The organism is Streptomyces sp. NPDC008137 (assembly GCF_042957035.1).
In the GTDB taxonomy this organism is placed as follows: Bacteria; Actinomycetota; Actinomycetes; order Streptomycetales; family Streptomycetaceae; genus Streptomyces.
This window is the reverse complement of record NZ_JBIBHN010000026.1, coordinates 115651-125923: the sequence shown is the minus strand read 5'-3', so window position 1 is coordinate 125923 and position 10273 is coordinate 115651. Positions and strand designations below refer to the sequence as shown.

The window sequence follows — 10273 nt, the reverse complement described above, 5'->3', positions numbered from 1 at the left end:
AAGTCCCGCCTGCCCCGCGACGCCTGGCACGCACTCTCGCCGCACCGGGCGAACCCCCAAGTACATCCAGTACGAGGGGCTCCACCCGGCACACCCAGAGCACGCACCAGACGCCGCGGGGCCCGCCCTCCGGGCGGACAACGGGACTTTGCGGACACGACCTAGGCCTTGGCCCTCCGGGGCTATGGGGCTATGGGGCGCTGTTCCGCTCGGTGCCGTCCCAGAAGTCGGCGAGGGCGTCGGCCGTCGGCAGGGGCCGGTCGGCGTTGGGGGAGTGCTCGGCTCCCGTGATGACCGTGCGGCGCGCGTTCAGCCGCAAGGCCATGTCGTCGAGGATCGCCACCGGCCAGGTGTCGTCGCGCGCCCCCGACAGGACGTGGAACGGCAGCGGCACGGCGGCGAGTTCGCCGACGCGGTCCGGCTCGGTGCACAACTGGCCTCCGGTCGCGCGCAGTTGTGCGGGCTTGTTGCCCAACCAGCGTCGGCGAAGCTGCTCCGGGTCGCCGATGCCGCGGGCGGGCCCGCCGACCTCCTCAGGCGGCCCCATGGCCTGGATGGCCTCCCACACCTCCTCCATCGACATGACGGCGAGCGCGTCCCGCAGCAACTTCACGCGCTGCCGCTGGGAGACGGAGATCTCCGCCGGGCCGGACGACATGAGCGTCAGGGAGCGGAAGGGCGCGTGGTCGAGCAGTACGGCCGCACGGGCGATCTGCCCGCCGAGCGAGTGCCCGACGAGGTGCACGGGAACGCCGACCGCCTCGGCCTGCGCGAGCACGTCCCGGGCCAGTTCCCGCTGGGCGTAGGCGGATTCGTCGGCCGCGGGCCCGTCCGACTCGTGCTGCCCCCGCCCGTCCACCGCGACGAGCCGGTAGCCGCGCTCCCCGAGCGGCTCGTGGAGCAGGCTGAAGTCCTCCTTGCTCCCGGTGAATCCGGGCAGCATCAGGACGACTCCCCTGATCCGCGCCCCCGCCTTCGGCGACGAGTCGACGACGGCGAACTCACCGCGGGCCGTGCGCAGGGGATAGGCGCGGGCGCCCGGGGGCGGGGTGAAGGTGGCTTGCCTGCTCACGGGGCGAGGGTAGCGGGTGGGGTGCGCTCTCCGGTGGGCGGCTTGCGCACCCGTGAACGCCGACGGCCCGGCCCCACCTGGGTGGGACCGGGCCATCGGGCGGAGCACGTCAGCCCTCCGTGGGCTCCGCGGTGGCCGTGGCCTTACGGGTGCGGCGGACCCTGGGCTTCGCCTCGGCCGCGCCCTCGGCGGAGGCCGTGGCGGCAGCGGCAGCTGTCTTCCGCGTGCGGCGCGGCTTGGCCGCCTCGGGCTCCTGGGCCGTCTGGGCCGGGATCTCGGCGGTGACGGTCCCGGCGGTCTCGACTGCCTCGGCGGCGGCCTTGCGGGTGCGGCGGCGCGGCTTGGCCTCCGTGCCTTCGGCCGTGTCGACGGCGGTCTCTGCCGCCGCGGCGGTCTTCCGGGTCCGGCGCGGCTTGGCCTCGGCGGCTTCGCCATCCGGAGCGGCCGCTGCGGCCTTCCGCGTGCGGCGCGGCTTGGCCTCGGTCGCCTCGGCCGTACCGACGGCCGCCTCGGCCTTGGGCGCCGCCTTGCGGGCACGGCGCGGCTTGGCCTCGACCTTCTCGACCTCGGGCTCCTGGGCCGTCTGGGCCGGGATCTCGGCGGTGACGGTCCCGGTGGTCTCGACTGCCTCGGCGGCGGCCTTGCGGGTGCGGCGGCGCGGCTTGGCCTCCGTGGCCTCGGCCGTGTCGACGGCGGTCTCGGCCGTGGCTGCGGTCTTGCGCGTACGCCGCGGCTTCGTCTCCGCCGGCTCCGTGACGGACTCGGTGGTCCCCTCGGCCGTGTCGACCGCGGCTTCGGCCGCTGCCGCGGTCTTGCGCGTGCGGCGCGGCTTGGTCTCCGTGGCCTCGGCCACATCGACGGTGCCTTCCGCCGCTGCCGTCGCCTTGCGCGTACGCCTCGGCTTCGCCTCGGCGGCCTCGGCCGTGTCCACGGCGGCTTCGGCCGTGGCCGCGGCCTTGCGGGTGCGGCGCGGCTTGGGCTCCGTGGTCCCGGCCTGCTCGGCGGGGGCCTCGGCCTTCGCCGCGGTCTTGCGGGTACGACGCGGCTTCGTCTCCGCCGGCTCCGTGACGGACTCGGTGGTCCCCTCGGCCGTGTCGACCGCGGCCTCGGCCGCGGAAGCCGCCGTGCTCTTGCGGGTGCGCCGACGCGGCTTGGCGGCGGAAGCCTCGGGCTCCGCTGTCACCGGGGCGTCGGCCACTACGGCCGCGGACTCCGTGGCCGACGGCGTCACCGCGGCCTCGGTCTCCGCCACCGGCGTCTCCACAGGCGTCTCCACCTGTGTCTCCGACCGGCGCGTACGGCGTCGGCGCGGCTTCGCCGCCTCGGGCATCTCCGCGCCGGTGCCCTCCGCCGTCGCCACGGCGTTCGCCGCCCGCTCGGACGGTGCGGTCTCGGCGGCCGTGACCGGCGCCGCCTCGGTCTGGGCACCACCGCGGGTGCGGCGGCGACGACGCGGGGTGCGCGGAGCCGTGACGGCGTCCGCCTCGGCGGCGCCGCCCGTTGCAGTGGCGTCGGGTGCGGTGCTGCCGACGGACTCCGGCGCCGAGCCCAGCGCCGCTCCGCCGCGCGTACGGCGACGGCGTCGCGGAGTGCGCTCGGAACGCTCGCGCTCGGCCGGCCGGGACTCGTCCCGCCCGCCACGGCCATTCCGGCCGCCACGCCCGCGCGGCCCTCGGCCGCCCGGCTCGCCCAGGTCCTCCAGCTCCTCCGCGTCCAGCCCGGCGCGCTTGCGCTCCGAGCGCGGCAGGATGCCCTTCGTGCCCTCGGGGATGCCGAGGTCGGAGAAGAGGTGCGGGGACGTGGAGTACGTCTCCGGCGGGTCGTTGAAGCCCAGCTCCAGCGCCTTGTTGATCAGCTGCCAGCGCGGGATGTCGTCCCAGTCGACCAGCGTGATCGCCGTACCCTTCGCGCCCGCGCGGCCCGTACGGCCGATGCGGTGCAGGTACGTCTTCTCCTCTTCGGGCGACTGGTAGTTGATGACGTGGGTCACGCCCTCGACGTCGATGCCGCGGGCGGCGACGTCGGTGCAGACGAGCACGTCCACCTTGCCGTTGCGGAAGGCGCGCAGGGCCTGCTCGCGGGCGCCCTGGCCGAGGTCGCCGTGGACCGCGCCGGAGGCGAAGCCGCGCTGCTTCAGCTGGTCGGCGAGATCCGCCGCCGTCCGCTTCGTCCGGCAGAAGACCATCGCGAGCCCGCGGCCGTCGGCCTGCAGGATGCGCGCGACCATCTCGGGCTTGTCCATGTTGTGCGCGCGGTAGATGAACTGCTTGGTGTTCGCGACCGTCGCGCCCGCGTCGTCCGGCGTCGTGGCGCGGATGTGCGTGGGCTGCGACATGTAGCGGCGGGCCAGGCCGATGACCGCGCCCGGCATGGTGGCCGAGAACAGCATCGTCTGCCGCCGGACCGGAAGCATGTTGATGATCTTCTCGACGTCGGGCAGGAAGCCCAGGTCGAGCATCTCGTCGGCCTCGTCGAGGACCAGGCACTTGACGTGCTTCAGGTTCAGCTTCTTCTGCCCGGCGAGGTCGAGCAGCCGGCCCGGGGTGCCGATGACCACGTCGACGCCCTTCTTCAAGGCCTCGACCTGGGGCTCGTAGGCCCGGCCGCCGTAGATCGCCGTCACGCGGACGTTGCGGGCCTTGCCGGCCGTCAGGAGGTCGTTGGTCACCTGCTGGCACAGCTCGCGCGTGGGGACGACGACAAGGGCCTGCGGGGTGTCGGTGAGGTCCTCGGGCTTGGCGCGTCCGGCCTCGACATCGGCGGGGACGGTGACACGCTCGAGGAGCGGGAGGCCGAAGCCCAGCGTCTTGCCGGTGCCGGTCTTGGCCTGGCCGATGACGTCCGTGCCCGAAAGGGCCACGGGCAGCGTCATCTCCTGGATGGGGAAGGGGGTGGTGATGCCGACGGCCTCAAGGGCCTCGGCGGTCTCGGGGAGGATTCCGAGCTCTCGGAACGTCGTAGTCAGGGTGCTGCCTCTTCTGTGTGGGGCGGTGCGAGGCGAGCGCGGGGGTCGTGTACGGACCGTGCCGGGGACGTCGGCGGCCTTGCGGCGGTGCCGTTGGGCACGGGACCACTGTCGACGCTCTAGCGCTCGTACCGCTGAGGGTGTCCCTCCGGGCTCCGTACGCACAGTGCCGTACGGACGCGGAGGTCTGTCGGGTCGGAGCCGATCGGGCCACCGACCGGGCATCCTCATACGTGCGGCCTGTCGAGGTACGTCGAAGTACCAGCAGGCGCATTACCACCATACCCCGGATTCCCGCACATGCGATGGCCGATTTGGTCACGTAGCCGTTGTCACAGTGATTGACCAGGGCCTTACGTCTCCCGACGGGCGGGCTATTGTGCGCTTCATGACGAGCTCTGACAAGCCTGAGAACGCCTCGGACACCACCGCCACCCCGGCCGAACACACCGGAGTCGCCGCCCGGGACTGGGCGACGGCCTCCGCCGACCCGCAGTACCGCGCCGCTGTCGTGGACCTGCTCGGCGCGCTCGCCTACGGGGAGCTGGCGGCGTTCGAGCGGCTCGCGGAGGACGCCAAGCTGGCGCCGACGCTGGCGGACAAGGCGGAGCTGGCGAAGATGGCGTCGGCCGAGTTCCACCACTTCGAGAGGCTGCGCGACCGGCTCGCCGAGATCGGGGAGGAGCCGACGCGGGCGATGGAACCGTTCGTCGGCGCCTACGACGGCTTCCACAAGCAGACGGCCCCTTCGGACTGGCTGGAGGGACTCGTCAAGGCGTACGTCGGCGACTCCATCGCCAGCGACTTCTACCGGGAGGTCGCCGCCCGCCTGGACTCCGACTCCCGTGACCTGGTGCTGGCCGTGCTCGACGACACCGGCCACGGCGGCTTCGCCGTGGAGAAGGTGCGGGCCGCCATCGACGCCGATCCGCGCGTGGGCGGACGGCTGGCGTTGTGGGCGCGGCGCCTGATGGGCGAGGCCCTGTCGCAGTCCCAGCGGGTGGTCGCCGACCGGGACGCGCTGTCGACCATGCTGGTGGGCGGCGTCGCGGACGGCTTCGACCTCGCCGAGGTCGGCAAGATGTTCTCCCGGATCACCGAGGCCCACACCAAGCGGATGGCCGCGCTGGGGCTGGCCGCGTAGCCGTTTCTCCAGGGGTGGTTTCGGCTGCCGCGCGGTGTCGGCATGGGTGCGGTGTGCCGTTCCGCGGCTGTCGGCATGAGCGCGGTGTGTGCTCCCGCGGGCTGTGGGGAGGCTGCGGGCCGCCGGTGGCTGGTCGCGCAGTTCCCCGCGCCCCTTTCAGGGGCGTTGTCCGCCGCCTCTGACGGCTCCGGCTACGCAGTGGCTGATCGTCGGCGCAGGTGGCGTCCCGTCGGGCGCAGCAGCAGCGACAGCGAGGCCACCGAGACGATCACCGCGCCGAGCAGGACCAGCAACAGGTGCCCGGCCTCCAGCGTGCTGTGCATGACGAAGGCTCCGAAGAGGGCTCCGGCGACACCGGTCGACAGGACCAGGGGGCGGGCCGGGAGCCTGTGCGACAGGCGTTGGGTGGCCGCCCAGGCCAGAGCCAGGCCGAGGATCGCGGAGCTCAACGCTTCCAGGAGCATGTCGGGGTCCCTCCCACATGGCCGGCCTGCCCAAATCGGTCGTAGCCCGTCTTACCCCTGACCTGCGGAATCCAATCCCATTCTGTGCGCGCACTGTGCTCCATCCGTGGAGGAACCCAGGTGCCCCACGGAGACCCGGGGAACGCGAACGGGGCGGGACGGCCATCGGCCGTCCCGCCCCGTTCCACTCACGCGCCTACAGCGCGCCGAAGCCCACCTTGCGCGGGGCCGGCTCGCCGATCTCGACGTACGCGAGACGGTCGGCCGGGACCAGGATCTTGCGGCCGTGTTCGTCCACGAGGCTCAGCAGCTGCGACTTTCCGGCCAGTGCCTCGGCCACGACGCGCTCGACCTCCTCGGGGCTCTGACCGCTCTCCAGAACGATCTCGCGGGGCGCGTGCTGCACGCCGATCTTGACCTCCACGGCTATGTCCCTCCGACGGTCAGTGATGTGCGCGACCTTCCGCGCCGTACGCAGCACACATTAGCCCGGCGAGGGGACCCGCAGTCCCCGCCCGAGAACGCCACGAGCGAACATCGGACGGGAACAAGGCGCCCGTCAGTGGTGATCGGTCCCGTGCAGCGGGAATCCCGCGATGCCGCGCCATGCCAGCGAGGTCAGCAGCTGCACCGCCTGGTCGCGCGGCACACTGCGGTCGCTGTGCAGCCAGGACCGCGCCACGACCTGGGCGAGACCGCCCAGGCCCGAGGCGAGCAGCATCGACTCCGCGCGCGACAGCCCGGTGTCCTCGGCGATGACGTCGCAGATCGCCTCCGCGCACTCGTTGGTGACCTTGTCGACGCGCTCGCGCACGGCCGGCTCGTTCGTCAGGTCCGACTCGAAGACCAGGCGGAAGGCGCCGCCGTCGTCCTCGACATACGCGAAGTAGGCGTCCATCGTCGCCCGCACGCGCTGCTTGTTGTCCGACGTCGAGGCCAGCGCGTGGCGCACGGCCTGGATGAGCGACTCGCAGTGCTGGTCGAGCAGCGCGAGGTAGAGGTCGAGCTTGCCCGGGAAGTGCTGGTAGAGCACCGGCTTGCTGACGCCCGCGCGCTCGGCGATGTCGTCCATCGCCGCCGCGTGATAGCCCTGGGCCACGAAGACCTCCTGGGCGGCTCCCAGGAGCTGGTTCCGTCGGGCACGGCGTGGCAGGCGTGTACCCCGCGGGCGAACCGCCTCTGTCTGCTCGATGGCTGTCACGCCGCCTCCCATAGTCGTCCACGTGCGGATCTGGCCGCGTCGCCATCGTACTTTTCGGTAACCGTGGTGTGCGCGGTGAGAACGCAGAATTTCACGGACCGGACGGTCGCGAAAGCGGTTGCGAAGGTTTCAAACAGGGGCAGAGCGGGCAAAATGCAGCCTCTTTCCTGTTCAGCGGCGCTGCCGGCCGCCCCCGGCGCGGAGCGTCACCGGTAGTCGTCCTCGTCGAGGGAGACGATCCGGGCCTGCTCCACCAGGTCGGCCTCGTTGGCACGGTCCGGATCGACGCCGGTCAGCGGGTCGTCCCGGTCCGGTGCGAGGTCCGCCTGCTGCTCGGCCGCGTCGACCTCGGGGGCCTCGACGTCGTACTCCTGCGCCTGAGGCGCGTCCTCGGCCTCGAATGTCTCGGGGTCGGTGGGGTCTACGGCCATGTTGGGCTCCCTTCCTACGAACGTCCCTGAGGATGCAGGGGCCACATGCGGGTGCCCTCTGTACGAGCCTAGGAGACACCCGATCCGGACGCTATGCGATCCGCGTCCGGGGTGTGACGCGGTGCGCACCCCCTGAACTGCTCCTGTCCGATTCTTGTGATGGCGAACACAGGCGAACACATGAGCCACTGCGTGATCGTCTCGTAACATTGCCGCATGTCTTCGACCGAGCTGCCGTTCGTGCCGCCCGCCAATGTGCTGCCGAAGGTGGGGGGCGTCAGGGTCGCGGAGGGCGAGCGGCTGCGGTCGGTCGAGCTGCCCGGGGTCACCCTGACGGTGCGTTCGCGGCCGCCCGCGCGCGACGGGCTGCCTCCCGCGCTCTACGTGCACGGGCTCGGCGGTTCCTCGCAGAACTGGTCGGCGCTGATGCCGCTGCTGGAGGGGGTCGTCGACAGCGAGGCCGTCGACCTGCCGGGTTTCGGCGATTCCCCGCCCCCGGACGACGGCGACTACTCCGTCACCGGGCACGCGCGCGCGGTCATCCGCTACCTCGACGCCTCCGGGCGCGGTCCCGTGCACCTGTTCGGGAACTCGCTCGGTGGCGCCATCACCACCCGTGTCGCAGCGGTACGGCCCGATCTCGTCCGTACGCTCACGCTCGTGTCGCCCGCCCTGCCGGAAATCCGCGTGCAGCGCTCCGCCGTGCCCACGGGGCTGCTGGCGGTGCCCGGTGTCGCCCTGCTCTTCACCCGGCTCACCCGCGCCTGGACGGCGGAGCAGCGGGTCCGCGGCGTGATGGCGCTGTGTTACGGGGATCCGGGCATGGTGACGCCGGAAGGTTTCCGCAACGCCGTGCAGGAGATGGAGCGGCGGCTGCGGCTGCCGTACTTCTGGGACGCGATGGCGCGGTCCGCGCGCGGGATCGTCAACGCGTACACGCTGGGCGGCCAGCAGGGGCTGTGGCGCCAGGCCGAGCGAGTTCTCGCGCCGACCCTTCTCGTCTACGGTGGCCGTGACCAACTGGTCGGCTTCCGCATGGCGCAGAAGGCGGCCCGGGTCTTTCGCGACTCGCGGCTGGTGACGTTGCCGGACGCGGGGCACGTGGCCATGATGGAGTACCCGGAGACGGTTGCCCTGGCGTTTCGTGAACTCCTTGCGGATTCCGGGGAGTTGGGGACGCGGCGAGCGCGACGGGCCCAGGATGGCGCCGTCGACGGAGAAAGCACCGACGAGAGCATGGGGGGCTGAGGCGCGAAGTGGGACGCCACAGCCGCCGCGGGGCGGTCGCCAAGGGCGACACCGCGGACGTGACCGCAGTACGGGACGACCGGGCCGGGTCGGCGCAGGGAGAGAGACCAGAGCAGAGCCAGGCGCCGGACCCGAGCCGGGGAGGCTACCCGGCAACGCCCGGCGCCGGGCAGGCCGGCCGGCCGCCGCAGGGCGCCGGTCCTCGCCGTACACCGGGGCCGCGGCCCGCGCCGGGTTCCGGTACGCCACCGTCCGGGGTGCCGCGTCCGCCGGACGGATGGCGTCCGGACGGAGGCCCGGGGCGCGGCGTGCCACGGCTGCCCGACGGCACCCCCGCGCACGGTTTCCCCGCTGCCCGTGGGGGCCACCCCGAGCAGCGGGAAGCCGGGGGCGGCTGGGGTGAGTTGCGGGAGAACGGCCGGGGCACCGCTCCCATACCGCGGCAGCGGCGCGCGTCCGTGCCCGGGCCGCGGCAGGAGTACCTCGACGCCTTCGGTGAAAAGGACGACGTCTTCGCGCCCCGTACGGCCGCCTCCGCGCACGCGGCGGACGCCTACGCCTCCGTCATGGACTGGAGCGCGGGCACCCCGGCCGACGACCCCTTCGACGACTACGACCGCGATCGTGACTACGACCGTGACAATGACCGCGACCGCGACCTTGACTACGACCGCGACGACGCCGGGCCCACCGGCGCGCCGGCGCCGCCCAAGGGCGGCAAGGGCCGCACCTTCACCGGCATCGCGGCCGCCGCCGTCACCACCGTGCTGGCCGTGATCGTCGCCGGCCAGGTCGCCGACGACCAGGGCGGTGCCGACGTGCAGTCGCAGTCCGCCACCGACCAGGCCCGCGACCTCGGGGACTCCGCGCCCCACGGCGGCGGGCAGACCCCCGCCCCGGACTCCGACGCGAAGCCGCTCACGTACGACGGGAAGATGGCCAGGACCTACCCGCTCGGTGCCAAGGCCAAGGGCTCGGGGAAGTTCGACGCCGTCCCCGGAATCGCGAAGGCGCCCGGAGCGGGGCAGAAGCACACCTACCGCGTGGACGTGGAGCAGGGACTCGGGCTGGACGGCGCGCTCTTCGCCGAGGCCGTGCAGAAGACGCTCAACGACGAGCGCAGCTGGGCCCACAACGGTGCGCACACCTTCGAGCGCGTCTACTCCGGCAATCCCGACTTCGTGATCACTCTGGCCAGTCCCGGCACGACCGCCGACTGGTGTGCCAAGTCCGGCCTGGACACCACCGTGGACAACGTCTCCTGCGACTCGGCCGCGACCGAGCGCGTGATGATCAACGCCTACCGGTGGGCGCAGGGTTCGCCGACGTACGGCGACAAGATCCACGCCTACCGGCAGATGCTGATCAACCACGAGGTCGGGCACCGACTCGGCTACGGCCACGTCACCTGCGACAAGGACGGCGACCTCGCCCCGGTCATGCAGCAGCAGACCAAGTTCCTCAACCACGACGGCATTCGCTGCCGTGCCAACCCCTGGGCCTACCCCGGGAATTGACGGGTGTCACAGGGGTCGACCCCTGCTCGCGCGTTGACATGCGCAGAAAAGTCGTACATATTTCTGCGCATGTCGCCCCGTCCCGCCTCCGTTCGCGCCGCCATCGAGCTGGCGCTGATCGGCGTGACCCCGCTCTGCGTGGCCGACATTCACTGTTGCTGACGCCCGCCCCAGGCGCGCGTCGCGAAAACCCATGCCATGCTCTCCGTGACCTTTTCACGGCTACTTCGG

Annotated in this window: 10 protein-coding genes; 4 read left to right on the top strand and 6 right to left on the bottom strand. The window is 72.5% G+C overall.

The window, feature by feature from the left end; genetic code table 11:
- Window positions 1-190 precede the first annotated feature (190 nt).
- Complete coding sequence (locus tag ACFZBT_RS31230; protein WP_391110564.1) at window positions 191-1072, bottom strand: alpha/beta fold hydrolase; 882 nt, start codon at window positions 1070-1072, stop codon at window positions 191-193.
- A gap of 109 nt (window positions 1073-1181) precedes the next feature.
- On the bottom strand, window positions 1182-3944 hold the full coding sequence (locus ACFZBT_RS31225) for a DEAD/DEAH box helicase (protein ID WP_391110561.1): 2763 nt from the start codon (window positions 3942-3944) through the stop codon (window positions 1182-1184).
- 481 nt (window positions 3945-4425) lie between these two features.
- On the opposite strand from ACFZBT_RS31225, the gene ACFZBT_RS31220 reads away from it, so the two are divergent.
- On the top strand, window positions 4426-5181 hold the full coding sequence (locus tag ACFZBT_RS31220) for a ferritin-like fold-containing protein (RefSeq protein WP_189723085.1): 756 nt from the start codon (window positions 4426-4428) through the stop codon (window positions 5179-5181).
- A 191-nt stretch (window positions 5182-5372) separates the two neighbouring features.
- Here ACFZBT_RS31220 and ACFZBT_RS31215 read toward each other — a convergent pair whose 3' ends face one another.
- The 4 genes from ACFZBT_RS31215 to ACFZBT_RS31200 all read right to left on the bottom strand — a co-directional run bounded on the left by ACFZBT_RS31215 (window position 5373) and on the right by ACFZBT_RS31200 (window position 7277).
- Window positions 5373-5645: a hypothetical protein gene (locus ACFZBT_RS31215; RefSeq protein ID WP_391110559.1), complete on the bottom strand. Its 273-nt coding sequence runs from the start codon at window positions 5643-5645 to the stop codon at window positions 5373-5375.
- A 196-nt stretch (window positions 5646-5841) separates the two neighbouring features.
- Complete coding sequence (locus ACFZBT_RS31210; RefSeq protein ID WP_189723087.1) at window positions 5842-6069, bottom strand: DUF3107 domain-containing protein; 228 nt, start codon at window positions 6067-6069, stop codon at window positions 5842-5844.
- 135 nt (window positions 6070-6204) lie between these two features.
- Window positions 6205-6846 (bottom strand): TetR family transcriptional regulator, encoded by a 642-nt coding sequence (locus ACFZBT_RS31205; RefSeq protein WP_391110556.1) that lies wholly within the window; start codon window positions 6844-6846, stop codon window positions 6205-6207.
- Between the two features lie 206 nt (window positions 6847-7052).
- The gene (locus ACFZBT_RS31200; RefSeq protein WP_391110553.1) at window positions 7053-7277 is read right to left on the bottom strand and encodes a hypothetical protein; all 225 of its coding nucleotides are present in this window, start codon (window positions 7275-7277) and stop codon (window positions 7053-7055) included.
- Window positions 7278-7493: 216 nt separating this feature from the next.
- Here ACFZBT_RS31200 and ACFZBT_RS31195 point away from each other — a divergent pair, with 216 nt between their 5' ends.
- The 3 genes from ACFZBT_RS31195 (at window position 7494) to ACFZBT_RS31185 (ending at window position 10204) form a co-directional block, all read left to right on the top strand.
- A complete protein-coding gene (locus ACFZBT_RS31195) occupies window positions 7494-8525 on the top strand; it encodes an alpha/beta fold hydrolase (RefSeq protein WP_391110550.1) in 1032 nt (343 codons plus the stop codon).
- Between the two features lie 8 nt (window positions 8526-8533).
- A complete protein-coding gene (locus tag ACFZBT_RS31190) occupies window positions 8534-10042 on the top strand; it encodes a DUF3152 domain-containing protein (protein WP_391110547.1) in 1509 nt (502 codons plus the stop codon).
- Window positions 10043-10111: 69 nt separating this feature from the next.
- Window positions 10112-10204, top strand: coding sequence for an Ms4533A family Cys-rich leader peptide (locus ACFZBT_RS31185; protein ID WP_310851085.1), 93 nt, complete (start codon window positions 10112-10114; stop codon window positions 10202-10204).
- Window positions 10205-10273: the final 69 nt, after the last annotated feature.

Excerpts from the sequence above, each read along its gene's own strand:
- ACFZBT_RS31225 (WP_391110561.1), bottom strand. The coding sequence starts at position 3,944 with ATGACGCTGCCCGTGGCCCTTTCGGGCACGGACGTCATCGGCCAGGCC.
- ACFZBT_RS31220 (WP_189723085.1), top strand. The coding sequence starts at position 4,426 with ATGACGAGCTCTGACAAGCCTGAGAACGCCTCGGACACCACCGCCACC.
- ACFZBT_RS31215 (WP_391110559.1), bottom strand. The coding sequence starts at position 5,645 with ATGCTCCTGGAAGCGTTGAGCTCCGCGATCCTCGGCCTGGCTCTGGCC.
- ACFZBT_RS31200 (WP_391110553.1), bottom strand. The coding sequence starts at position 7,277 with ATGGCCGTAGACCCCACCGACCCCGAGACATTCGAGGCCGAGGACGCG.
- ACFZBT_RS31195 (WP_391110550.1), top strand. The coding sequence starts at position 7,494 with ATGTCTTCGACCGAGCTGCCGTTCGTGCCGCCCGCCAATGTGCTGCCG.
- ACFZBT_RS31185 (WP_310851085.1), top strand. The coding sequence starts at position 10,112 with ATGTCGCCCCGTCCCGCCTCCGTTCGCGCCGCCATCGAGCTGGCGCTG.